Origin of the sequence: Micromonospora coriariae (assembly GCF_900091455.1) — a bacterium.
GTDB lineage: Bacteria > Actinomycetota > Actinomycetes > Mycobacteriales > Micromonosporaceae > Micromonospora > Micromonospora coriariae.
In genome coordinates, this window is the sequence record NZ_LT607412.1 from 6263737 (window position 1) to 6286382 (window position 22646).

At 72.1% G+C, this 22646-nt stretch carries 23 protein-coding genes and 1 pseudogene; 6 read left to right on the forward strand and 18 right to left on the reverse strand.

Annotated features, from left to right (window positions below):
* Positions 1-11: 11 nt before the first annotated feature.
* The gene (locus GA0070607_RS29140; RefSeq protein WP_172899125.1) at positions 12-1379 is read right to left on the reverse strand and encodes a permease prefix domain 1-containing protein; all 1368 of its coding nucleotides are present in this window, start codon (positions 1377-1379) and stop codon (positions 12-14) included.
* The gene (locus GA0070607_RS29145; RefSeq protein WP_089021057.1) at positions 1376-1750 is read right to left on the reverse strand and encodes a PadR family transcriptional regulator; all 375 of its coding nucleotides are present in this window, start codon (positions 1748-1750) and stop codon (positions 1376-1378) included. Before GA0070607_RS29145 ends, GA0070607_RS29140 begins: the two co-directional genes overlap by 4 nt.
* A gap of 297 nt (positions 1751-2047) precedes the next feature.
* Between GA0070607_RS29145 and GA0070607_RS29150 the strand changes: the two genes are divergently transcribed.
* Positions 2048-2800, forward strand: a complete 753-nt coding sequence (locus tag GA0070607_RS29150; protein WP_089021058.1) for a GAF and ANTAR domain-containing protein — start codon at positions 2048-2050, stop codon at positions 2798-2800.
* 64 nt (positions 2801-2864) lie between these two features.
* Here the strand turns inward: GA0070607_RS29150 and GA0070607_RS29155 are convergent, their stop codons facing one another.
* From GA0070607_RS29155 to GA0070607_RS29165, 3 genes are all read right to left on the reverse strand, one after another.
* Positions 2865-3581 (reverse strand): GAF and ANTAR domain-containing protein, encoded by a 717-nt coding sequence (locus GA0070607_RS29155; RefSeq protein WP_089021059.1) that lies wholly within the window; start codon positions 3579-3581, stop codon positions 2865-2867.
* A gap of 281 nt (positions 3582-3862) precedes the next feature.
* Positions 3863-4747: an MHYT domain-containing protein gene (locus tag GA0070607_RS29160; RefSeq protein ID WP_089021060.1), complete on the reverse strand. Its 885-nt coding sequence runs from the start codon at positions 4745-4747 to the stop codon at positions 3863-3865.
* Positions 4748-4912: 165 nt separating this feature from the next.
* Positions 4913-7714, reverse strand: coding sequence for a DEAD/DEAH box helicase (locus GA0070607_RS29165; RefSeq protein ID WP_089021061.1), 2802 nt, complete (start codon positions 7712-7714; stop codon positions 4913-4915).
* 86 nt (positions 7715-7800) lie between these two features.
* Between GA0070607_RS29165 and GA0070607_RS29170 the strand changes: the two genes are divergently transcribed.
* On the forward strand, positions 7801-8571 hold the full coding sequence (locus GA0070607_RS29170; RefSeq protein ID WP_408630853.1) for an HAD family hydrolase: 771 nt from the start codon (positions 7801-7803) through the stop codon (positions 8569-8571).
* A gap of 18 nt (positions 8572-8589) precedes the next feature.
* Here GA0070607_RS29170 and GA0070607_RS29175 read toward each other — a convergent pair whose 3' ends face one another.
* The 3 genes and pseudogenes from GA0070607_RS29175 to GA0070607_RS34215 all read right to left on the reverse strand — a co-directional run.
* Positions 8590-8988, reverse strand: coding sequence for a hypothetical protein (locus GA0070607_RS29175; protein WP_089021063.1), 399 nt, complete (start codon positions 8986-8988; stop codon positions 8590-8592).
* Complete coding sequence (locus GA0070607_RS29180) at positions 8985-9290, reverse strand: hypothetical protein (protein WP_089022175.1); 306 nt, start codon at positions 9288-9290, stop codon at positions 8985-8987. The genes GA0070607_RS29175 and GA0070607_RS29180 overlap by 4 nt, the downstream gene beginning before the upstream one ends.
* 93 nt (positions 9291-9383) lie before the next feature.
* A pseudogene (locus tag GA0070607_RS34215) lies at positions 9384-9563 on the reverse strand (MFS transporter); the annotation flags it as partial.
* A 95-nt stretch (positions 9564-9658) separates the two neighbouring features.
* On the opposite strand from GA0070607_RS34215, the gene GA0070607_RS29185 reads away from it, so the two are divergent.
* Entirely contained in the window at positions 9659-10576 is a 918-nt protein-coding gene (locus GA0070607_RS29185; RefSeq protein WP_089021064.1) for an EamA family transporter, read from the forward strand.
* Here GA0070607_RS29185 and GA0070607_RS29190 read toward each other — a convergent pair.
* The 6 genes from GA0070607_RS29190 to GA0070607_RS29215 all read right to left on the reverse strand — a co-directional run bounded on the left by GA0070607_RS29190 (position 10539) and on the right by GA0070607_RS29215 (position 15422).
* Entirely contained in the window at positions 10539-11477 is a 939-nt protein-coding gene (locus GA0070607_RS29190) for a diacylglycerol kinase family protein (RefSeq protein ID WP_408630854.1), read from the reverse strand. The genes GA0070607_RS29185 and GA0070607_RS29190 overlap by 38 nt on opposite strands.
* 159 nt (positions 11478-11636) lie before the next feature.
* Positions 11637-12590: a twin-arginine translocase subunit TatC gene (gene tatC, locus GA0070607_RS29195; RefSeq protein ID WP_089021066.1), complete on the reverse strand. Its 954-nt coding sequence runs from the start codon at positions 12588-12590 to the stop codon at positions 11637-11639.
* A gap of 18 nt (positions 12591-12608) precedes the next feature.
* A complete protein-coding gene (gene tatA, locus GA0070607_RS29200) occupies positions 12609-12902 on the reverse strand; it encodes a Sec-independent protein translocase subunit TatA (protein WP_089021067.1) in 294 nt (97 codons plus the stop codon).
* A 204-nt stretch (positions 12903-13106) separates the two neighbouring features.
* Positions 13107-13352 (reverse strand): hypothetical protein, encoded by a 246-nt coding sequence (locus GA0070607_RS29205; protein ID WP_089021068.1) that lies wholly within the window; start codon positions 13350-13352, stop codon positions 13107-13109.
* Positions 13353-13362: 10 nt separating this feature from the next.
* Complete coding sequence (locus GA0070607_RS29210) at positions 13363-14427, reverse strand: helix-turn-helix transcriptional regulator (RefSeq protein WP_089021069.1); 1065 nt, start codon at positions 14425-14427, stop codon at positions 13363-13365.
* Entirely contained in the window at positions 14424-15422 is a 999-nt protein-coding gene (locus GA0070607_RS29215) for a helix-turn-helix transcriptional regulator (protein WP_089021070.1), read from the reverse strand. The genes GA0070607_RS29210 and GA0070607_RS29215 overlap by 4 nt, the downstream gene beginning before the upstream one ends.
* A 126-nt stretch (positions 15423-15548) precedes the next feature.
* Here GA0070607_RS29215 and GA0070607_RS29220 point away from each other — a divergent pair, with 126 nt between their 5' ends.
* Positions 15549-16550: a cation diffusion facilitator family transporter gene (locus tag GA0070607_RS29220; RefSeq protein WP_089021071.1), complete on the forward strand. Its 1002-nt coding sequence runs from the start codon at positions 15549-15551 to the stop codon at positions 16548-16550.
* A gap of 59 nt (positions 16551-16609) precedes the next feature.
* Positions 16610-17695, forward strand: a complete 1086-nt coding sequence (locus GA0070607_RS29225; RefSeq protein WP_089021072.1) for a DUF3866 family protein — start codon at positions 16610-16612, stop codon at positions 17693-17695.
* Positions 17696-17701: 6 nt separating this feature from the next.
* Here GA0070607_RS29225 and GA0070607_RS29230 read toward each other — a convergent pair whose 3' ends face one another.
* The 3 genes from GA0070607_RS29230 to pafA form a co-directional block, all read right to left on the reverse strand.
* Entirely contained in the window at positions 17702-18847 is a 1146-nt protein-coding gene (locus GA0070607_RS29230; RefSeq protein ID WP_089021073.1) for an oxalate decarboxylase family bicupin, read from the reverse strand.
* Between the two features lie 148 nt (positions 18848-18995).
* A complete protein-coding gene (locus GA0070607_RS29235) occupies positions 18996-19190 on the reverse strand; it encodes a hypothetical protein (RefSeq protein WP_089021074.1) in 195 nt (64 codons plus the stop codon).
* A gap of 67 nt (positions 19191-19257) precedes the next feature.
* Positions 19258-20616: a Pup--protein ligase gene (gene pafA / locus GA0070607_RS29240; RefSeq protein ID WP_089021075.1), complete on the reverse strand. Its 1359-nt coding sequence runs from the start codon at positions 20614-20616 to the stop codon at positions 19258-19260.
* A 195-nt stretch (positions 20617-20811) separates the two neighbouring features.
* Between pafA and rfbB the strand changes: the two genes are divergently transcribed.
* The gene (gene rfbB, locus GA0070607_RS29245; RefSeq protein ID WP_089021076.1) at positions 20812-21795 is read left to right on the forward strand and encodes a dTDP-glucose 4,6-dehydratase; all 984 of its coding nucleotides are present in this window, start codon (positions 20812-20814) and stop codon (positions 21793-21795) included.
* Between the two features lie 4 nt (positions 21796-21799).
* Here the strand turns inward: rfbB and prcA are convergent, their stop codons facing one another.
* Entirely contained in the window at positions 21800-22624 is an 825-nt protein-coding gene (gene prcA / locus GA0070607_RS29250) for a proteasome subunit alpha (RefSeq protein WP_089021077.1), read from the reverse strand.
* Positions 22625-22646 lie beyond the last annotated feature (22 nt).

Here is a 22646-nt window from a genome sequence, read left to right on the forward strand (position 1 = left end):
GTCGTGGCGGCTCAGGCGAAGTCAAACAGCGGCGGGAAGGCGAGGACGACCGCCCAGGCCCACCCGGCGTACACGATCACGTAACGGGTCTGCCATCGTTCCAGGCGGGCGAAGGGCATGCGGCCACGTACGAAGCCGAGGTACAGCCATGCCGACCACGCCAGGTTGGTGAGCAGGACGAGGTTCTCGCCCAGCGCCGCGGTCTTGTTGGGACTGAAGCCCCATCCGGTGATCCGGCCCGTGATCGCCGCCAGCACCAGCACGTCGATGATCAGTGCGCTGACGATGAGCGCGAGTTGCAAGCGGTCGAACAGACCGGGTCGGGCCGTGAGGTCACGCGCCGAGATGGCGTACAGCAGCATGCCCAGCACGATGACGAGCAGCAGGTCGAAGAGGATGAGCGCGTCGCGCTCGACGTCGATGCCGTTGGTGGTCCAGACGACGGCGACCAGGAAGGCCAGCAGGGTGGCGGTGAACAGCGGCGTGAAGACCCGGGTCAGCACCGGCGCCATGTTCTCGATGACGCTCTGCTTTGCCTCGACCAGCCACGCCGACACGATGACCGCGGCCATGGCGCCGCACGGCAGCAACCACGACTGGATGAATCCCTGGATGTCCAGCCCGATGGCTGCGAAAGCGTTCACCGTGATGCCGGTGAGGACGCCGCCACCCAGCCCGATGAGGACGAAGTAGATCAGCCACTCCCCGGTGAACCGGATGAAGTCCATCCGCCGCCGGTCCGAACGCCAGTCGCCGCCCGCGTAGGCGACGCCGACAACCAGCCACAGCGCTATCGGCAGGTGGATCGCGGTGAGCACCGTGGTCTGCGAGTCGTCGGCCAGCGGATACGCGTTCGCGGCGACAGCCCCGAGAACGAACAGCAACGCGAGCGCTCCGATGACGCGAAGACCGACGCGGCGGTGCCAGGCGAAGTACGCCGCAAGCGCCGGCAGCGCGAAGAGGCTGACGTTTCGCGCGTAGAAGCCGGCGTCGTCGTCCCCGGACAGGTCGAGCCCGAACCAGGACGGCACCTTGATCGCGAGCGCCGCGACGGCCGCGCAGAGCACCATGACGGGCAGTTCCCGACGGGTACGGGCGGCGGTCGGCGCGTCCGGCTCCCGGGGCAGCACCAGTTGTTTCCATAGGCGCTCGGAGTGCTCGCGGGCGAACTCCCGCGACAGGTCGTCGAGGCTGCCCATGCGTTTGACGGCGATGAGGAACGATTCGTCGGCGCGCAGGCCCGCCTCGGTCAGCTCGGTGATCCGGCTGCGGAGGTGGTCCTCCAGCTCCTCGGCATCGGTGTGGTGCAGCTCCCGGCGGCGGTCGATGTAGGCCCGCCACTCGGCGATCTGGCCCTCCAGATCGTTGTCGACGGTCATAGTCCCGCCCCCCATGCCGGAGTCGTGCTGGGCTTGGCGGACTGTGTCGTGCTCCAGACGCCCCGCAGGGCGTCGACGACGGCGGCCCACTGGCGGCGCTGCTCGGCGAGCTCGGCCCGGCCCTGGTCGGTGATGCGGTAGTACTTCCGGCGTCGTCCCCCCGCCGGGGTTTCCCAGGCGGACTCCAGGTGGCCGAGCCGTTCCAGGCGGTGCAGCAGCGGATAGAGCAGGCCGTCGGTCCACTCCAGTTGCCCGCCGGAGAGATCGTTCACCTGCTTGAGGATCGCGTAGCCATAGCTCTCACCCTCGGCGAGGATCCCCAGCACGAGTGGCGTCGCCGAGGCCGCGACGAGGTCCTTGCTGATATGCATGGAACCCCCTATACCTAGCTCTGGAATGCATAGTAGTTCTAGGTATGACGTCCGCGCAATCAGGACCTGCCATCAACGCTCCCCGGATTCGCGCGAACGCACGGCGAGGCAGCGCAGCGTGGGCGATCGACGAGCGGCGTGGAGGCCACCCGCCACACGTTCCTGGCTGCACATTGCCGGTCTCGCCGAATAGCCTGGGGAAAGCCGGGGCGCGGTTCGCGACAGTGTCCTGGTCAGGCCCCGGCGGTAAAAAAATCCCGTCCGGGGCCGCCCCGGCCCAGCAGAGGGAGCAGCGGCATGGCTGGCAGTGACAACGACGCAGGCCCCGGCCGGTCCGTGACTGACGCGGGAGCCGCTGACTTCGACGATCTCGCGGCGAGGCTGAGTGACCTGGCCCGGACGTTGCAGCACGAGGACAGCGTCGACGCGACCTTGCAGGCGATCGCCGAGGCAGCGGTCGACACGGTGCCGGGTGCGCAGTACGCCGGCTTGTCCGTGGTGGAACACCGCCGGGAGATCCACCCCCGGGCGGGCACCGCCGACCTGGTATTCGCTGTGGATCGGGTGCAGTACGACACCGGTGAAGGCCCGTGCTTGAGCGCCGTGTACGAGCACCAGACCGTGCACCTGCCGGACATGACCAGCGAGCAGCGGTGGCCCAACTTCACCCACCGCGCCGCGGAGATGGGCGTGTTGAGCATGTTGTCATTTCAGTTGTACGTCCAGCAGGACAACCTCGGCGCGCTGAACCTGTACTCGTCCCAGCGGCATGCCTTCGACGACGACTCCGCGCACGTGGGCCTGCTGTTCGCGGCCCACGCCGCCGTGGCGATGTCCGGCGCGCAGCAACTGGAGCAGCTCAACCGTGCGAACTCGGTGCGGGATGTCATCGGGCAGGCGAAGGGCATTCTGATGGAGCGCCACAAGCTGACCGCCGATCAAGCCTTCACCGTCCTGGCGCGGGCCAGTCAGAACACCAACACGAGACTCATCGATCTCGCGAGACACCTGACGGCGACCGGCGAACTGACCGACCGCCCGCCCCGGTGAGTCCTGCCACTGCCGGATCCGTCCGCGCTCGACCTGGCCGTGGTGAGCCGAATGAGGTGGCGGCTCAGCGCTTCGGGTTCGCTTCGACGCGGGCGACCAGCGCCGCGGCGACGTCGCGCAGCCTGCGGTTGGAGTCCTGGGATATTTTCGCGAGCATCGCGAACGCCTCGTCTGCCGTGCAACGCCGCTCGCCCATGATGATGCCCTTGGCCTGTTCGATCACCGCGCGGCTCTGCATCGCGGCCTGCATGTGCTGCGCGAGGGTCGCCTGGGTGTCGTACAGGTGGGCGTTGGCCATCGCGACGGCGGCGTAGTCGGCGAAGCTCTCCGCGAGACTCACCGCCTCGTCGCTGAAGGCGCCGGGCCGGGTGGCATAGATGTTGAGCGCCCCGGTGACGAACTCGTGCATCGGCAGGCCGATCGACAGGGAACTGTGCGCGCCGGCGGTGACGGCTATACCGGCCCAGTTCGGCCAGCGGCTCTCCGCCGCCATGTCGGCCACGTGCACTGTGCTGTTGGCCGCTGCCGCCGTCAGGCAGGGCCCATCGCCCTGCTCGTACTGCGCCTCGTCCAGCGCGAGCGCGAGTCCACCGGTGAATGCCGCGGTGTGCGCGCCGCCAGCCCCGACCAGCGTGACGGAGACCTGGTCAGCGCCAGGAACGGCCCGCGTGGCCAGGCCGGCCACCCGGGTCAGCACGCCACTGAAATCCGTCTCGCTGAACTTGATCCGGCCCAACTCCGCGAACGCGGCGGCCGGAGCCATCGGGTCAATCTCGGTCATGACTGGCGTCCCTTGAAAGGGCACGTCACGAACGCTAGAGACGGCGTCCGGGCATGCGGAACACTGCAGGGCACCCACAGAGAGAGACCCAGGAACCGCGCCGCTTCATGACGCCGGATCGCCGGCACCCACAGGGGGGCATCGACTACAGACGGATGAGCATACCGCCCACACCGTTCCACGGTTCACCGCCGGCCCTCAGCCGTCCGTCGGTGCCGGGCCGACACGTGGACCTACGTCGCCACCGCCGGACCAGGCCGACTGTGCGGCCCGGGCGGCCGTCAGCGGGGCGGCATCTCCCGCCGGGACGGGAACGGGGTGCCGGGCTGGCCGAGCGTGGAACGGGCGCGCAGGCCGACCGGGTCCGGGGCGACGACAGGTGCCGCGGCGGCCGTCTCCGGGGCCCGCCGGGCGTCCAGGTACGCCGCGGCGGCCCGGTCGTCGTCGGTCGGCGCGGCGAGCAGGGCGTAGAGCAGACCGACCACCCCGAAGATCACCGCCAGCACGATCGGCACCAGGAGCGTGCCCATACCGGTGCCGGTCACCTCGCCCCGACCCTCGTGCTGGTGCACCGAGAGGGCGCTCATGCCGGTGAAGTGCATGCCGTTCACGGCGACGCCCATGACCAGTGCCGAAGCGAAGATCGCCAGCGGCCGGCGAACGGTCATCGCGAGCCACAGGGCGACGGTGGCCGCCACGATCGCGATCACCACCGAGAGCGCGACCCGGGTGGTGTCATAGCCGAGGCTGCCGTTCAGGCGCATCGCCGCCATCCCGGAGTAGTGCATGGCGGCCACCCCGACACCGGTGAAGATCCCGCCGCCGACCAGCCGTACCGGGTTCAGTCGGCCGGTGCCCACGATGGCCAGTCCGATGCCGACCGCCACGACGGCGATGGCCGTGCTGGCGGCGGTGAGCGGCACGTCGTACCGGATCCGGGTGCCCTCGACGGCGAAGCCGAGCATGGCCATGAAGTGCATCGCCCAGATGGCGGTGCCGCCGAGGGCCCAGGCGGCCAGCAGCCCCCACCACGCGCGCTGGCCCGCTGTGCCGGCGGTACGGATACGCCCGGCGCAGATCAGACCGAGGACCGAACCGAGCACGGACAGCGCGTAGCTCAGCGCAGGCGTGATCCAGCCGTACTCAAAGTGATTGATCTGCGCCACAGCGGTCTTCTCCCCATTCGTTACCGGCGCGTAAAGGAAGCGCCTGGGCAATGATCAGGGGCGGCCCGAACAGGAGTGACAGCACCCCCCGGGGTATCCGGGGGGTGCTGTCACGGTGACCGTCCGATGCGTCGGTTCACTGACGGCGGTGACTGAAAGTGATGATCAGCCGGAGGTGTGGTACGCCAGCACACCCCGGTTGATGGCCGCGATCGCCTGCCGGGCGGTGGAGCGCAGATCGGGTGACGCGCCGCCGGAGTCGGCCAGCTGGCCCAGCAGGTCGACCACTTGGCGCGCCCAGCGGACGAAGTCGCCGGCCGGCATCTCACCGTCGATCTCGTGACCACTGCCGAGCACCTTGGCCAGCGCGTCGCCACGTGCCCACCGGTAGACGGGCCAGGCGAAGCCGAGGTCGGGCTCCCGGGTCGCGGTCAGCCCGCGCGCGGCCTCGTCGGCCTCGATCTCGCCCCACAGCTTCAGCGTCTCGTCGACCGCGTCGGCCACCGGCCCGCGTGGCAGCGACGCCCGCTCGTCGACGTCGCGGCGCGCCTCGAAGACCACCACGGACACGGCGGCGGCCAGCTCGGCCGGGGACAACCCGTCCCACACCCCCCGGCGCAGGCACTCGGCGACCAGCAGGTCCGCTTCAGTCCAGATCCGGCCGAGCATCCGACCGGCGTCGGTGACCGCGCCGTCGCCGGTGAGGTAGCCGCGGTCGGTCAGCAGCGCGACGATCCGGTCGAACGTCCGCGCGAGGGACCCGGTGCGGCCGGAGACCCGCTCGCGCAACTCCTCGGTGTCCCGCTCCAACCGCCGCCGCCGCTCGGCCCAGCGGGCGTGCTCCTCCCGCTCCGGGCAGGCGTGGCAGGGGTGGTTACGCAGCTCGGTGCGGAGCTGGGTGAGCCGGTGGTCCTCGCCGGCCACCTGCCGGGAGCGGCCGCCCCGCCGTCCGCCGTGCCGGTCCAGGCCGGTGCCGCTGACCTCGGCGGCGAGGTCGCGCCGGGCGGCCGGCGAGCGGTGGTTGAAGTGCTTGGGCACCCGGATCCGGGCCAGCACCTCGGCCGGGGTGGTGAAGTCGCCCGGGCTGACCCGCCCGGCCCAGCGGTCCTGGGTGAGCACCAGCGGCCGGGGCTCGCCGAAGCCGCCCGTCGCCGGATCCAGCACCACGGCCAGCCCGGCCCGCCGGCCCGCCGGCACCCGGATCACGTCGCCGATGCGCAGCCGCTCCAGGGAGGCCACCGCGGCGGCCTTGCGCTGCGTCTGCCCCTGCCGGGCGATGGCCTTCTCCCGGTCGGCGATCGCCACGCGCAGCGCGAAGTACTCGTCGAAGTCGCCGTGGTGGCAGGCGGCCTCCGCGCCGTACGCCTCGATGGTCTCGGTGTTGCGCTGCACCTGCCGGGCCAGGCCGACCACCGACCGGTCCGCCTGGAACTGGGCGAACGAGGACTCCAGCAGGGCCCGGGCCGGCTCCGCACCGACCGTGCCGACGAGGTTCACCGCCATGTTGTACGAGGGCCGGAAGCTGGAACGCAGCGGGTAGGTGCGGGTGGAGGCGAGCCCGGCCACGTGCCGCGGGTCGGTCTCCGGGGACCACACCACCACCGCGTGCCCCTCCACGTCGATGCCGCGCCGGCCGGCCCGCCCGGTGAGCTGCGTGTACTCCCCCGGGGTCAGGTCGACGTGGGCTTCGCCGTTGTACTTGACCAGCCGTTCCAGGACCACGCAGCGGGCCGGCATGTTGATGCCCAGCGCGAGCGTCTCGGTGGCGAAGACCGCCTTGACCAGGCCTCGGACGAACAGCTCCTCGACGATCTCCTTGAACACCGGGAGCATGCCGGCGTGGTGGGCGGCCAGGCCGCGCTCCAAACCGTCGAGCCACTCCCAGTAGCCCAGCACCGTCAGGTCCTCGCCGGGGATGGCGGTGACCCGGGATTCGACCACCCGGCGGATCTCCGCCCGCTCCTCGGGCGAGGTGAGCCGCAGCCCGGCGGCGAGGCACTGCTGCACAGCGGCGGCGCAACCGGCCCGGCTGAAGATGAACAGGATCGCCGGGAGCAGACCCTCCCGGTCCAGCCGGTCGACGATGTCCGGGCGCATCGGGCCGCGCCAGCGCGGACCGCGCCGTCCGGAGCCGGGCCCGGCGCTGCGGCCCTCGCCCAGCTCCAGACGGCGCATGGTGTCGCGGGTGTAGCGCAGCAGTTCCGGGTGCACGTCGTGCTTGCGGGCGGCGTCGGCGTCGTGGAACAGGTCGAACATGCGCTTGCCGACCAGCATGTGCTGCCACAGCGGCACCGGCCGGTGCTCGCTGACCACCACCGCGGTCTCGCCGCGCACGGTGACCAGCCAGTCGGCGAACTCCTCGGCGTTGGAGACGGTCGCCGACAACGAGACCAGGGTGACCGAGGCGGGCAGGTGAATGATCACCTCTTCCCACACCCCGCCGCGGAACCGGTCGGCGAGGTAGTGCACCTCGTCCATCACCACGTACGCCAGCCCCTGCAGCGTGCTGGAGCCCGCGTAGAGCATGTTGCGCAGTACCTCGGTGGTCATCACCACCACCGGCGCGTCGCCGTTGATGGCGTTGTCGCCGGTGAGCAGGCCGACCTGCTCGGCGCCGTAGCGGGCGACCAGGTCGTGGTACTTCTGGTTGGACAGCGCCTTGATCGGTGTGGTGTAGAAGCACTTGCGCCGGGCCGGAGGGGCCTCCGGATCGTCGGCCGCCGCCGGGTCACCGGGCCGCCCGCGCAGCGCCAGGTGTACGGCGAACTCCCCGACCACGGTCTTGCCGGCGCCGGTGGGGGCGCAGACCAGCACACCGCTGCCCCGCTCCAGCGACTGGCACGCCTCCCGCTGGAAGTCGTCGAGATCGAACCCCAGGTCAAGGGCGAACTCGTCCAGCGCCGGGAACTGTGAGGCCTGCGCGGCCCGGCGGCGCGCCGCGACGTACCGCTCGGCGGGGCTCGACATGTCACCAAGATTAGTGCGTGCCGGGACACGACACCCGACAAGGCCGTGCCGAGGGGCCGTCGGCGGCGGTCGGTAGGGTGCACGGCGTGCCGGACCATGCCGAACCGCCCCAGACTCGTCCGACGGGCAGCGCCGACGACGACGCCGCCCCCCGGGCGTCCCGACGGCCCGTGAAGGCGGTGCTCTTCGACTTCCACGGCACCCTGGCCCAGGTGGAGGAGCCACGGCAGTGGGTGCTGGCGGCCGCGGCGACGTGCGGGGTAACCCTGGACCGGGTCCGGGCCACCTCGCTGGCCGACCGGCTGCTGACCGCCGGCCGGGCCGGCGGGCCACTGCCGGCCCGGGTGCCACCCCGGCTGGCCGAGCTGTGGGCCGACCGGGACCTCTACCCGCACGCGCACCGGGGTGCGTACACCGGGCTGGCCGAGACGGTCGACACGGGCATCGAGGGCTTCGCCGACGCCCTCTACGAGCGGCTGCTGATCGCCGAGGGCTGGCTTCCGTACCCGGACACCGCCCCCACGCTGACCGCGCTGCGCGAGGCCGGGGTGCGGGTGGCGGTGGTCAGCAACATCGGCTTCGACCTGCGGCCGCACTTCGACGCCTGGGGGCTGACCGGGCTGGTCGACGCGTTCGTGCTCTCCTACGAGGTGGGGCGGTGCAAGCCCGACCCGGCTATCTTCCTGCGCGCCTGCGGGATGCTCGGCGTCGATCCGGAGCAGACCCTGATGGTCGGTGACACGCCGGCGGACGCGGGCGCCGTGGCGGCCGGCTGCTCGGTGCTTGTGCTGCCGGCCGCAGAGCCGGGCCGGGAGAACGGGCTGGGCGCCGTCCTGGACCTGGCCCTGCCGGCCTGACCTGCGGTTTCGGTGCCGTCAGCCGGGAAAGTGGATCACCGGTAGCTCGCCGTCGCCGTACCGGTCCTCCCCGGTCAGGATCGAGGCGTCGTGTTCGAGGACGGCCAGAACTGTGGTCGCCAGGTCGGCACGACCCGTCACCGTCCGCCAGAAGCTGAGTTCGTGCCAGGAGTGTCCCTCGGTGGAGAGCACTTCGCAGGCGTCGAGGCTCAGGAGTCGGTGAAGGGTCGCCCGTTCCTTCGGGTCGCTGACGGTCGCCATGGCCTCCGCTGCGGTCACGGCGGTGACGCCGAACCTGTTGCGGTCCTGGATGACCTCGTGCAGCGGCTCCCCGACATGCACCGACCCCGCCAGGTAGGCCAGCAGTGCCGACCGGTCCAGCACGAGCCGGACGGGCCGGTCGTCGTCGTGGGTCACGCGGCTGGCTGGTCGACGGTGCCGGCGGCGTCCAACGCGTGTTGGCGTGCCCGGTCGCGAAGCGCGCTGCGGCGCTCCGGCGACCAGTCGGCCTCAACGGCCGCCCGGCGGGCGCGTGCCTCGGCCACGCCCTGCTCGGTGATCTGGATGCCCTGGTGGGCCAGCTCCGCGTCCAGGGCGTCCAGACGCATCCGGTCACGGACGGCCTGGGTGATGTAGGCGCTCGCGTTCGACTCGCGCTCCAGGCGTTCAGCCACGTCGGGTGGCACGGAGATCGACATTTTCCGCATCGCGCTGGTCATACCAGGGACCGTACGCCGGTAGCACCGCGTTGGCGACCATGAACGGCGTGTCGGCCCCGAACGACGAGACATCGCCGCTCGGGGCCGAGCGGCAGAGTTGGCGAACAGGCCGCCGAGGAGCGACCCCAGCGCGGCACCGCCGAGATCCAGCAACGCGTACACGCTGCCGACGCGGCCGCGTAGGTGTGGCGGCACGACCCGCTGCCGGGCCGAGGTGACGGTGATGCCCCACACCATGGCGTGGATGCTGAACACGACCAGGACGATGGCGGCTGTCCAGGCGGCCTTCGCCACGAACCGAATGACAGGGCTCGCATTTCGGCAGGTGGACACCGCCGCGAGGTGGCCGGAGCCGACCGCCTAGCGTCATGGCCGTGACCGACACCCTGCTGCCCGCGCCGAACCCGGCCGACGCGCCACCGGAGCGTCGCGGTGGCGTCGCCGCCGTGGGCATGGTGCTCGGCGGGGCGCTGTCGGTGCAGTTCGGCTCCGCCGTGGCCGCCCTGCTCTTTCCACGTACCGGGGTGGCCGGCGCGGTAACCCTGCGACTGACGATCTCGGCCGTGCTGCTGCTCGTCGTGTGCCGGCCCCGACTGCGCGGGTACGACCGGGGCGCCTGGGTCGCGGCGGGCGCGTTCGGGCTGGCGCTGGCCGGCATGAACTCGCTGTTCTACCAGGCCATCGAGCGAATCCCGCTCGGCCCGGCGGTGACCCTGGAAGTGCTCGGCCCGTTGGCGCTGTCGGTGTTCACCGCCCGCCGGCTGGCCAGCTGGTGCTGGGCCGGGCTGGCCCTGGCCGGGGTGGCGCTGCTCGGGCAGGGCGGCTTCGACCGGCTGAACCCCGCGGGGGTGGCCTTCGCGTTCGGCGCCGGCGCCATGTGGGCCGCGTACATCGTGCTCAGCGCCAGGGTCGGCGGCCGATTCCCGGGCGCGGACGGGCTGGCCCTGGCACTCACCCTCGCCGCGCTGCTCACTCTGCCCCTCGGCGTCATCGACGGCGGCTCCGTGCTGCTCGACCCGGCCGTGCTGGCGCTCGGCACGGCCCTCGCGGTGCTCGCCTCCGGACTGCCCTACACCCTGGAGCTGCTGGCGCTGCGCCGGATGCCCACCGCCACCTTCGCGGTGCTGATGAGCCTCGGTCCGGCGGTCGCCACGCTGGCCGGTTGGCTGGTGCTGCGGCAGGCCCTGACGCTGCTGGAGTGCGCCGCCATCGTGCTGGTCATCGCGGCCAGCATCGGAGCGGTACGGGTCAGCGCAGCAGCCGCAGCGCGCCCGGAACCACGCTGACCGTCACCGGCAGCGCCAGCGAACGCTCACCGTCGGCGTACGTGGTGATCCCCTCGGCGCTCAGCTCCACAGTCCGCGCCCGGTAGCTGCGCACGAGCGGGTGGTCGACGTGGCTGCCCTGGTAGATGCGCGGCTTGATCCGGATCAGGGTGCGCCGGTCGATGCGGCCACCAACCACCACGTCCAGCAGCCCGTCGGTCGGGTCGGCGCCGGGACAGATACGCATTCCGCCCCCGTAGCTCGGGCAGTTGCCCACCGCCACCAGCACCGCGTCCAGCTCGTGCGGCACCCCGTCCAGTCGCAGCGTGTACCGCCGCGGCCGCAACCGGGCCAGCTCGACGAGGATCGCCAGGTCGTACCGGCGGGGACCGCGCGGCCAGCGCATCCGGTTGGCCCGCTCGTTGACGATCGCGTCGAACCCGGCCGCGAGGACCGCCCCGTACCAGCGCTCGGCGCCGTCGGCGTCGGTCATCCGGGCCAGGTCGACCGGGCGGGAGCGGCCGGCACGCAGCGCGTCGGCGATCACCGCCACCGCCGCCAGCGGATCGGCCGGGAAGCCGGTGTCGACGGCGAAGTCGTTGCCGGTGCCCGCCGGCACGGCCCCGAACGGCACGGCGGTGCCGGCGGCGGCCTGCAGCGCCCGGTGCACGGTACCGTCCCCGCCGATCGCGACCAGCGCGCCGGCGCCGTCGGTGACCGCAGCGCGGCACGCCGCCTCCGCCTCGGTGGGACTCGACGCCGACAGCAGCCGGACCGGCCGGCCGGCGGTGGCCAGGCCGTCCAGCAGCCGGGGCAGCAGCGAACGGCGCCGTCCCCGACCGGCGGTCGGGTTGGCGAGCACGGCGACGGGGCCACCGGCGAGCGGGCCGGGCGAGTGATCGTCTGCGGTCACGGGCAGCACCGTAACCGGTGCGACGCCCGCCGTACAGCGGGCGGCGGCCGCCTCCCCAGCGTGATGGCCCGGGGCCCCGATCAGGCCGCGACGGCGGCTGCGGCGCATGCGGCGACGCCGCCCCCGGCGAGCGGGGACGGCGTCGGCGGACCGGACGGCACGGGGCCGTCAGGTCATGTCGTCGTAGCGGCGTTCGATCGGTGCCGGTGGGGCGATCGGCTCGGGTACGCCGACCGGGGCTGTCGCATCCACGCGCTGCCCCGCCTCGACCGGCTCGGGGTCGTGCTCCAGCGGCGACACCTCGTCATCGTCGAGGCCGGCGTAGACCTCCTTGCCGCGCCCACGCCGCTTGTCGTTGATGAACGCGACCCCGACCGCCAGGAAGTACAACAGCGAGAGGGAGAGCGCCAGCAGCGTCATGCCGAACGGACCCGGATCCGGGGTGGCGATGGCGGCGAAGGCGAACGAGATGAAGATGACCGCGCGCCACCAACTCAGCAGCCGTCGGGCACTGGCCACGCCGGTGAAGTTGAGCATCAACAGGATGAGGGGGAACTCGAACGCCACCCCGAACAACAGGATCATGTTCGTGACGAACGAGATGTAGCGGGTGACCTCAAGCTGGGTGGAGAGGCCGGTCACACCCGCCTCCAGCAGGAACGCGAGGCCCTTGTCCACGACGAGGTACGCGAGGACCGCGCCACCGGCGAACAGTGGGGCCGCGATCGCGACGAAGACGTACGCCCACTTGCGTTCGTGGCGGTGCAGACCCGGCGCGATGAACGCCCAGAGCTGGTAAAGCCAGACCGGTGCTCCAGCGATCAGGCCGATCCAGAGCGCCAGCTTCAGCTTCAGGATGAAACCGTCCGCGGGCGACAACTGGAGGAACTGGTGACAGTTGCCCAACGCGTCCCTGGCGTCGGGCAGGCTGCAGTAGGGCTCCTTCAGCAGGTTGAAGGCCGGCTGAGCCAGAAAGAACCCAAGGATCAGGCCGGCGACGATCGCCAGTGAGGCGCGAAACAGCCGATCGCGCAACTCGCGGACGTGCTCGATGAGCGTCATCGAGCCGTCGGAGGCACGCTCGAAGGTGCTCGGGCCGCGTTTACGCAGTGCGAAGGCCACGGTGCTCGGGCCTCTCGGTCAGTTGTCGCGGACGCGGTGCACCGGGTCGGCGACCGGCTGCTGCGGCGGCGCCTGCTGGTACGGCGCCTGCTGCGGCTGCCCGACCTGCGGCGGCAGCGGCTGGTAGCCGGCCTGCGCGTCGGCCTTCTCGGCGAGGTCGCGGTCGTCGTCCTGCAGGCTCTTGGTCTCGGCCTTGATGATCCGCAGCGAACGACCCAGCGAGCGGGCCGCGTCGGGGAGCCGCTTCGCACCGAAGAGCAGGATCAGCACAACCACGAGAACCGCGATGTGCCACGGCTTGAGGGCACCCATGAGAAGCTCCAGTCGCTCTGTGTGTCCGGGGGCGGTACGCAGCCCATCGTACGTGCGGATCGGCCGGTTGCCACCTGCCGGGGGCAGTCGTCGCGGCCCGGCCGGTGAAGTCTTGACCAACCGCGATGATCAGTCAACCATCGTCGAGCCGTCGCCACCGCCGGCGGCCCGCCGCCAGCGGGACGGCGCGACGACGGGGATCGATCAGCCGCGCCTGGCCTTGATCACGGCGAGTCGTTGCTGGGTGGTGTCGAGCTGGCGCTGAACACCCTCGGCGCGCCGCTGCAACGCCTCGGCGGTGTCCCGCAGCGCCTCCGCCTCGCCGGCCCGGCGCTGCAACGCCAGCGCGGCGCGACGCAGTTGGGGCAGCCGGGCCAGCACCGGACGCACGGCCAGCGCGAGCGCCACCAGCGGGAGCAGCACCACCGCGAGCACGATCCATTTCAGCACGGCGGTCAGCCTACTGGGTGCGGCCGGCCACCGCCGGGTCGCCTGACGGCGCGCCGGGCGTCGCCGGGTCGGCCTCGGGCCGCCGGGGCGCGGCGGTGGGCGCGGGCACGGCGTACGCGTCCAGCGCGGCGGCCGCCGTCGCCCGGACCTGCTCGGCCAGCTCGACCGGGGCGACCACTGTGACGTCCGGGCCGAGGCCGAGCACGAACCGGCGGGCCCAACCCAGGTCGGTCACCCGCAGCGACACCAGCCACTGGTCGCCGTCGCCGGCCTCCACCCGCTCGCACGGGTAGTACTCGGTGATCCACCGCTCGCCCCGGCCGACGCGCAGGGTGATCAGCGGCAGGTCGGGTGACGGGCGGAAGACGCCCTCGGTCAGGTCGTGCGGGACGGCCTGCGGCGGGACGGCGGCCCGCTCGTCCAGCTCCGTGATCGCGTCGATCCGGTCGGCGCGGAACAGGCGGACCGCCTCGGCGCGGCGACACCACGCCTCCACGTACGCCTGGCCGCCCACCATCAGCATCCGCAGCGGGTCGATGACGCGGTCGCTGGTCTCGTCCCGGGTGGCCGTGTAGTAGGTGATCCGCAGCGCCCGGCCGCCCTCCACTGCGGCGCGCAGCGCCTCCACCCGCCGGTTGTCCCCGGGCAGTCGCACCGCCACCGGCGCGCCCACCAGATCCCCGGCCGCGTCCTCGATCTTTGCGAGGGCCCGCTCGACGGCCTCCCGGTTGGCCACGCCAGGCGTCTCGGCGAGCATCCGCAGCGCCACCACGAGGGCCAACGCCTCGTCGGGGGTGAGCCGCAGCGGGCGGTCGATGCCGGCGTCGTAGGTGATGGTCACCCGGTCGCCGTCGAAGGCCATGTCGATCAGGTCACCGGGGCCGTAACCGGGCAGCCCGCACACCCAGAGCAGCTCCAGGTCCTCACGCAACTGCCGCTCGGTGACGCCCAGGTCACCGGCCGCCTCGGCGATCTCGATGCCCGGCCGGGCCAACAGGTAGGGCACCAGGTTGAGCAGCCGGGCCAGGCGGTCGGCCGAGGCCCGGGAGCCGCTCCGCGCGGCTGGCCGGGTCATCGGGCATCCCCGGTGGCGACCAGTTCGTCGTGTCGGGCGGCGATCTCCTTGAGTCGCTGGATGACCGCCTCGCGGACCTCCGGCGGGTCGAGCACGCGCACGTCCGGGCCGTATCGGACGAGCTGACCGGCGAGCCCGTCCGGGTCCGCGTACGGCAGGACCAGTCGGTCGCCGTCCGGGCCGGCGGTCACCTCGACCGCCCAGCGGCGCAGGCCGGCGGCCCGGCCCGGCGCGGCCAGCACGGTGGCCCGGCCGGTGCGCTCCACCGGGCCGGACCAGCGGGCCACGTGGCTGATCAGGTCGACGCCGGCCGGTGGCTCATAGGCGCCGGGCGCACCGGTCACCCGGACCGCGCCGACCACCCGGGACAGCCGGAAGCAGCGCGTCGCCTCGCGGTCCAGGTCGTGGCCGACCACGTACCACCGGCCACGCCAGCAGACCACGCCCCACGGTTGCAGCCGCCGACGGCTGGGCGCGTCCCGGTCGGGCACCCGGTAGTCGAACCCGACCTCGCGGCGGTCGCGGGCGGCGGCGGTCAGCGGCGCGAACGCCGGGTCGACGGTGACCATCGGCTCCAGGCCCAGGGTGGCCTGCGGATCCACGTCCACCCCGGCGGCGCGCAGTTTGGCCAGCCCCGACGAGGCGGCGGCGGCGAGACCGGCGTGCTGCCACAGCCGTGCGGCGATGCCCACCGCGGCGGCCTCGTCCGGTTCGAGAGGGATGTCGGGCAACGCGTACTCGCGGTGGGCGATCCGGTAGCCGGGCTCGGCGTCGAAGACGCTGGCAGTCCCGGTCTCCAGCGGCACGCCCAGCTCGCGCAGCTCGGCCTTGTCCCGCTCGAACTTGCGCTGGAACGCCTCGTGGTCACGCGCGTCGTCCGGATCGTGCTCGTAACCGGGCACGGTCGCGGCGATCTGCGCGGCGGTCAGGAACCGTCGCGTGGACAGCAGGCAGATCACCAGGTTGACCAGGCGTTCGGTGCGGGTCCGCGACACGGGTAGACGCTAGCAGCCGACGCGCCCGAGACGTGCACCCGCGCTGGCGTGCCGCACATCTGTTCGGATCGGCGGGTCCGGGTCACTCGCCGAGCGCCGCGCGGCCACCGGTCATAGGGTGCCTTCATGTCGCAAGCGGGGGTCAAGACCGAAAGCGTCGGCACAGTGGTCGTCGCCGGGGCGGCCAACCTCGCCATCGCGGTGGCGAAGCTGATCGCCGGGCTGATCTCCGGCTCGGCCGCGATGCTCTCCGAGGCGGCGCACTCGGTCGCCGACACGACCACCGAGGTGCTGCTCTACCAGGCGTTGCGCCGTGGCGCGCGGCCGGCGGACGCCCGGCACCCCTTCGGGTACGGCAAGGAGAGTTACGTCTGGGCGTTCTTCGCCGCCATGTTCACGTTCGTCGCCGGCGCCGGTTTCGCCGTCACCCACGGCGTCACGACGATCCTGGTGCACGAGCACAGCGGCGACTACCTGATCTCGTACATCGTGTTGGCGGTGTCGTTCCTCATCGAGTCGATCTCGCTGGCCCGAGCCATCCGCCAGGTCCGTCGCGAGTCCCGACGCTGGGAGACGACCCCACAGCGGTTCCTGCGACTGACCGCCGACACCACCGTCAAGGCCGTCTTCCTCGAGGACAGCGCGGCCCTGATCGGTCTGCTGCTGGCCGGTCTCGGAGTCGGCCTGTCGCACGCCACCGGCGACGAGGTGTGGGACGGCGTCGCGTCGATCCTGATCGGTCTGCTGCTGCTGGCCGCCGCCGGGATCCTGGCCAGCAACAACCTGTCGTTGCTGGTCGGCCGGGCGGTCCCGGGCCGGCTGCGTCAGGAGATCGAGCGGGAGCTGACCGGGCTGCCCGAGGTGGAACGCATCGACACCCTGCTGACCATGCAGCTCGGTCCGGACGACATCCTGGTCGCCGCGAAGGTCGACTTCCGGGACGAGGCCACCGGCGCGGAGATCGAGGCGACCGCCGACGAGGCCGAACGGCGGCTCACCGGGCGGTTCCCGGAGATCCGCTACGTCTTCCTCGATCCCACCCGATCGCTGCCCGGCGCCGTCGGCGAGGCCCGCAACACCCAGGCTCGACCGAGCCCGGATTCCGACGGCGAACCAGACCCGAGCTGACCCACGCGCCGGACCACCCGGGCGCGGGGCGCCCGGTCCACGCGGCTAGCGTGCCCGTCATGGTGCGATGGCGGGCGGGGACGGTGGCGGCGCTGCGACGGCAGTGGACCGGGGCGGTGGAACTGGACGTCGACCTGTCCGACGGCACCCGGATGCGGGCGCTGGCCTACCCCGAGCTGGTCGGCACGCCCGAGCCCGGCGACCGGGTGCTGCTCAACGCCGGGGCGCTGCTGATGGGGCTGGGCACCGGCGGGTACGCCCTGGTGGTGGCTCTGCCGGACCGGCTGCCGCCGGACCCGCCGGACTCCGGCGACACCCGCGACGCGGGGCACCTCGTCAAGGCCCGCTACACCCCCCTGCAACCGATCCTGCTCGGTGTCGACGAGGAGGCGTCCCCGCACCGGGACGTGCTGGCCGAGGCCGACGACCTGGGCGGCCTGCCGGTCGTCACCGCCGACCTGCACTCGGCCCTGCCGGCGATCCTGGCCGGCATCCGGGCCGAGGCCCCGGACGCCCGGGTGGCGTACCTGTTCACCGACGGCGGGGCGTTGCCGGCCTGGTTCTCCCGCACCCTCGCCGCGCTGCGCGCCGAGCTGGCCGGCACGATCACCGTCGGGCAGGCGTTCGGCGGCGACCTGGAGGCCACCACCCTGCACGGCGGCCTGCTCGCCGCCCGGTACGTGCTGCGGGCCGACGTGGCCGTGGTCGCGCAGGGCCCCGGCAACCTCGGCACCGGCACCCGGTGGGGCTTCTCCGGGGTGGCCGTCGGCGAGGCGGTCAACGCGATCGCCGCGCTGGGCGGTCGACCCGTCGGGTCGCTGCGGATCTCCGCCGCCGATCCCCGCCCCCGGCACCGGGGCGTGTCACACCACAGCCTCACCGCGTACGGGCGGGTGGCGCTCGCCCCGGCGGAGCTGGTGGTGCCCGACGACCTGGACCCGGCGTTGGCCGCCGAGGTGGACGCGGCGCTGGCGCCCCTCGCGGTCCGGCACCGGATCGTCCGGGTGCCGACCGCCGGGCTCGACGCCGCGCTGCGGGCCAGCGTCGTGGCACTGTCCACGATGGGACGTGGCCTCGACGCCGACCACGCCTACTTCCTCGCGGCGGCGGCGGCCGGGCGGCACGCCACCACCCTGCTCCCCTGACCCGGGTCAGCGGATCACGGGGCGTTTGTCCCGAGGCAGGGCTTCGATCAGCTCCCGGGGCAGGTTGAGGGTGTCCGCGATGACCTGAGGTGGGGTGTTGGCCATCCACTGCGTCAGGGAGATGTCCTCGAACCGGGGCTTGCGGAACATCTCCAGGAAGACCAGCGGCTCGTCACCGAGGTTCTCGATGTAGTGGCCGTAGGCGAACGGCACGTACCCGACGTCCCCGGAGCGCATGTCGAAGGTGCCGGCCACGCCACTGCTGGCGAACACACCCATCCGGCCGTGCCCGGAGAGGTAGTACTGCCACTCGTCGTCGGTGGGATGCCAGTGCAACTCCCGCATCCCACCCGGGTCGACCTCCACCAGCGCGGCGCAGATGGTGGTGGACGCGGCGAACTGGGACACGTCGGCGATGCGCACCTGACCGCCGGCGAACCGCTGCGGCTGCTGGGCGAGCAGCCGATGGCTCAGCGTGCGGGGCACGTCCCCGGTCGGGCTCACCACCCGGTCCCGATCCAGCGGCGGCGGCACCTCTCCGGCGAAGATGTACTTCTCCCGCTCCGGGATCGAGTCGAGCTGCTCCGGCCGCCAGCCGAAGTTCTTCGCCAGCACGTCCTTCGGGGTGTGCGCGAAGAAGTCGCTGATCAGGAACGTGCCGTTCTCCGCGAACGCCCCGTCGTCGAAGACCAGCAGGAACTCGACGCCCTCGTCGAGCGCCTGGATGTGGTGCGGCACCCCTTGCGGGAAGAACCACAGGTCTCCGGCGCGCACATCGTCGAGGAAGTTCCGACCCTCCTGGTCGACCGCGCTGATCCGGGCGCTGCCGCGCGACACGTACGCCCACTCGGACTGCTTGTGCCAGTGCAGCTCCCGGTACGCGCCCGGCTCCAGCGCCATGTCCACGCCGCACAGCTCAGTGGCCACCGGTAGCTCCCGCACTGTGATTTCGCGGGTCCAGCCGCCCCGTTGGATGCGGGTGTGCGCGTCGGAGAAGGAGAACCGCAGGTTGGGCAGCGTGCCCGCGTCCGTGCTCGGTGGCGTCAACAGATCGGGGTTCTGCCGGTCCCGGACCACGTCGCGCGGGCCGGGATCCTGCCAGCCGGCCTGTCCCCTCTGGGGTTGTGGCGTCGCCCTGCCCCCGCCCGTCATCGGTCGCTCCCTCCGTCGGCCTGCCCGATGCCACCGGGGCGCAGCGTGGTGCGGGCGTCCGGCGACCGGCGACGGTTACCCGGCCCGCAGACCCGGGCGGGCCAGCGGTGGCCCGGCCGGGCCAGCCATCGGCGGGCAGGGCCGAGGATCAGGCGAGGAAGATGAGGGCGAGCCAGCCGCCGACGATGAGCACCAGCGCCAGGGCCAGCACCCAGGTCGGCACGGTGTACTCGCCGCGCCGGTTACGGTCGATCTCGGCGCGGATCTTCTCCCGCCGGCGTTCGACCCAGTTCTGCCGCTCGGCGCCGCTCTCGGAGCGGTCGGAAGGTCCAGAAGTCGTCATGGCGCGCCCAGCCTACCGGGCCGGCCGGCCCCGCCGGCGGACACCACCGCCGGAGCCGGCACACCCGTCACATGCTGGCGATCAGCCGCTCCACCCGCTCGTCGTACGCCCGGAACGGGTCCTTGCAGAGCACTGTGCGCTGCGCCTGGTCGTTGAGCTTCAGGTGCACCCAGTCGACGGTGAAATCCCGTCGCTTCTCCTGGGCGTGCCGGATGAATTCGCCGCGCAGCCGTGCCCGGGTGGTCTGCGGTGGGGTCTCCTTGGCCTCGAAGATCTCCGGGTCGGTGGCCACCCGGTCCACCTCGCCGCGGCGCTCCAGCAGCCCGTAGAGGCCTCGGCCGCGGCGCACGTCGTGGTAGGCCAGGTCCATCTGCGCCACCCGGGGGTGGGACAGCGGCAGGTCGTGCTTGCGCTGGTAGCGCTCGATCAGCCGCAGCTTGCTGACCCAGTCGATCTCCCGGGAGACCGGCTCCAGGTCCCCGGTCTCCACCGCGTGCAGCACCCGGCCCCACAGCTCGACGACCCGCTTGGCGGCCTGGTCGCCGCCGCGACGCTCGACGAACTCGGTGGCCTTGGCCAGGTATTCCTGCTGGATGTCCAGCGCGCTGACCTCCTTGCCCGAGGCCAGCCGAACCTTGCGCCGGCCGGTGATGTCGTGCGACACCTCGCGGATGGCCCGGATCGGGTTCTCCAGCGACAGGTCGCGCATCACCACCCCGGCCTCGATCATCCGCAGCACGATGTCGGCCGTGCCGACCTTGAGCAGCGTGGTGACCTCGTTCATGTTGGAGTCACCGACGATCACGTGCAGCCGCCGGTAGCGCTCGGCGTCAGCGTGCGGCTCGTCGCGGGTGTTGATGATCGGACGGCTGCGGGTGGTCGCCGAGGAGACACCCTCCCAGATGTGCTCGGCCCGCTGGGACAGGCAGTAGACCGCGCCACGCGGGGTCTGCAGGACCTTGCCGGCCCCGCAGATCAACTGCCGGGTGACCAGGAAGGGGATGAGCACGTCGGCGAGCCGGCCGAACTCGCCGTGCCGGGAGACCAGGTAGTTCTCGTGGCAGCCGTACGAGTTGCCGGCCGAGTCGGTGTTGTTCTTGAACAGGTAGATCTCACCCGCGATGCCCTCGTCGTGCAGTCGCTTCTCCGCGTCGACGAGCAGGCCCTCCAGGATCCGCTCGCCGGCCCGGTCGTGGGCGACCAGGTCGGTCACCGAGTCGCACTCCGGTGTGGCGTACTCCGGGTGCGACCCGACGTCCAGGTAGAGCCGGGCCCCATTACGCAGGAAGACGTTGCTCGACCGACCCCAGGACACGACGCGACGGAACAGATACCGCGCGACCTCGTCCGGGGACAGCCGCCGCTGCCCGCGATAGGTGCAGGTGACGCCGTACTCGGTCTCGAGGCCGAAGATTCGCCGCTCCATGGTGTGACATTAGCCGCCCGGAGGGCCCGTTCGTCACTGTCAGAGCACAGGTCGTGCGCGAGGGGCGGTCACATACCGGCTGAGTGCGACATTCCGTCCGGCCGCCAGCGCCCCGGCCGCGGCCCCGACCCGGGGTGTGCCGGCAGCGGCGCGACGATCCCCACCGGATGCCGGCTCGCGTAGAGTCCTGAACCCGTGAGGATCCTCGTCACCGGCGGAGCGGGATTTATCGGGTCGGAGTACGTGCGCATGCTGCTGGGCGCGACCGGCGGCGACGCGGAACCACCCGTGCGCGAGCCGGACGTGGTGACCGTGCTGGACAAGTTGACCTACTCGGGCAACCCGGCCAACCTCGACCCGGTGCGCGACGACCCCCGGCTGCGGTTCGTACAGGGTGACATCTGCGACCCGGCCCTGGTCGACGAGGTTGTTCCCGGACACGACGTGATCGTGCACCTCGCCGCCGAATCCCACGTCGACCGGTCCATCGCCGGTGCCGCCCCGTTCGTCACCACCAACGTGCTCGGCACCCAGACGCTGCTGGACGCCGCGCTGCGCCACGGCATTCGGCGGTTCGTGCACGTCTCCACCGACGAGGTCTACGGCTCGATCGACGAAGGCTCCTGGACCGAGACCTGGCCGCTCGCGCCCAACTCGCCGTACTCGGCCTCGAAGGCCGGCTCCGACCTGCTCGCCCTGGCCTACCACCGCACCCACGGCATGGACGTGGTGGTCACCCGCTCCTCCAACAACTACGGGCCGTACCAGTTCCCGGAGAAGGTCATCCCGCTGTTCGTCACCAACCTGCTCGACGGCGGCACCGTCCCGCTCTACGGCGACGGCGGCAACGTCCGCGACTGGCTGCACGTACACGACCACTGCCGGGGCATCGCCCTCGTGCAGCAGAAGGGCCGCCCCGGCGAGGTCTACCACATCGGCGGCGGCACCGAACTGACCAACAGGGAACTCACCGGCCGGCTGCTGGAAGCCTGCGGCGCCGGCTGGGACCGGGTGGACCCGGTCCCAGACCGCAAGGGCCACGACCGCCGCTACTCGCTCGACACCACCAAGATCAGCAAAGAGCTGGGGTACGCCCCGAGCATCGACCTGGAACGCGGCCTGGCCGCGACGGTGCGGTGGTACCGGGACAACCGGGCCTGGTGGGAGCCGTTGCGGTAGGGATCTACTCGTCCGTCTGCGTGCCCGACTTGTCCTCCAGATCGGCCGACCCGGCGGACGACGTGGGCTTGTGCGCCTCCTCGGTCGGCGACGCCGGCGCCTCGGCACGATCCGCGGCCGGCGGCTCGGCGCCCCCGTCCAGCAGCGAGGTCAACGCCGCCCCGGTGATCCGGCGGAAGGTCCGCCCGACCCGCCGGCGGTCCAGCACCGCGACCTCCAGCTGGTTCGCGGCGATCGTCCGGGCGGCACCGCCCTCCCCACCGACGGTGCTCAGCGCCTGCACCGCCACCTTCACCGCCTCCCCGAGCGACATGTCCGCCCGGTGGTTCGACTTCAACACGCCGGTGATCGCCTCGGCCTGCCCGCCCATCGCCATCCGCCCCGGCTCGTCGTTGACCGAACCGTCGTACGTCAGCCGGTACAACTCGTCGTCGTCGGGGGTGGCACCGACCTCCGCCACGCAGATCTCCACCTCGAAAGGCTTCGACTGCTCGGTGAAGATGGCGCCCAACGTCTGCGCGAACGCGTTCGCCAGGGCCCGACCTGTGACATCCCGCCGGTCGTAGCTGAGCCCGTTCAGGTCGGCCATCCGCACGCCGGCCCGGCGCAGGTTCTCGAACTCGTTGTACCGGCCGACGGCGGCGAAGCCGATCCGGTCGTAGATCTCGCTGACCTTGTGCAGGGCGCTGGAGAGGTTCTCCGCGACGAAGAGCACCCCGCCGGCATAGCTGAGGACCACCGCGCTGCGACCCCGGGCGATGCCCTTGCGGGCCAACTCGGAGCGGTCGCGCATGATCTGTTCGGGCGAGGCGTAGAACTGCATGGCCACGGCGGCGGTTCTCCTTACGACG

Bases quoted from the DNA above. Each gene is read 5' to 3' on its own strand.
- GA0070607_RS29140 (WP_172899125.1), bottom strand. From the start codon at position 1,379: ATGACCGTCGACAACGATCTGGAGGGCCAGATCGCCGAGTGGCGGGCC.
- GA0070607_RS29145 (WP_089021057.1), bottom strand. From the start codon at position 1,750: ATGCATATCAGCAAGGACCTCGTCGCGGCCTCGGCGACGCCACTCGTG.
- GA0070607_RS29150 (WP_089021058.1), top strand. From the start codon at position 2,048: ATGGCTGGCAGTGACAACGACGCAGGCCCCGGCCGGTCCGTGACTGAC.
- GA0070607_RS29155 (WP_089021059.1), bottom strand. From the start codon at position 3,581: ATGACCGAGATTGACCCGATGGCTCCGGCCGCCGCGTTCGCGGAGTTG.
- GA0070607_RS29165 (WP_089021061.1), bottom strand. From the start codon at position 7,714: ATGTCGAGCCCCGCCGAGCGGTACGTCGCGGCGCGCCGCCGGGCCGCG.
- GA0070607_RS29180 (WP_089022175.1), bottom strand. From the start codon at position 9,290: ATGACCAGCGCGATGCGGAAAATGTCGATCTCCGTGCCACCCGACGTG.
- GA0070607_RS29185 (WP_089021064.1), top strand. From the start codon at position 9,659: ATGGCCGTGACCGACACCCTGCTGCCCGCGCCGAACCCGGCCGACGCG.
- tatA (WP_089021067.1), bottom strand. From the start codon at position 12,902: ATGGGTGCCCTCAAGCCGTGGCACATCGCGGTTCTCGTGGTTGTGCTG.
- GA0070607_RS29210 (WP_089021069.1), bottom strand. From the start codon at position 14,427: ATGACCCGGCCAGCCGCGCGGAGCGGCTCCCGGGCCTCGGCCGACCGC.
- GA0070607_RS29220 (WP_089021071.1), top strand. From the start codon at position 15,549: ATGTCGCAAGCGGGGGTCAAGACCGAAAGCGTCGGCACAGTGGTCGTC.
- GA0070607_RS29225 (WP_089021072.1), top strand. From the start codon at position 16,610: ATGGTGCGATGGCGGGCGGGGACGGTGGCGGCGCTGCGACGGCAGTGG.
- GA0070607_RS29230 (WP_089021073.1), bottom strand. From the start codon at position 18,847: ATGACGGGCGGGGGCAGGGCGACGCCACAACCCCAGAGGGGACAGGCC.
- GA0070607_RS29235 (WP_089021074.1), bottom strand. From the start codon at position 19,190: ATGACGACTTCTGGACCTTCCGACCGCTCCGAGAGCGGCGCCGAGCGG.
- pafA (WP_089021075.1), bottom strand. From the start codon at position 20,616: ATGGAGCGGCGAATCTTCGGCCTCGAGACCGAGTACGGCGTCACCTGC.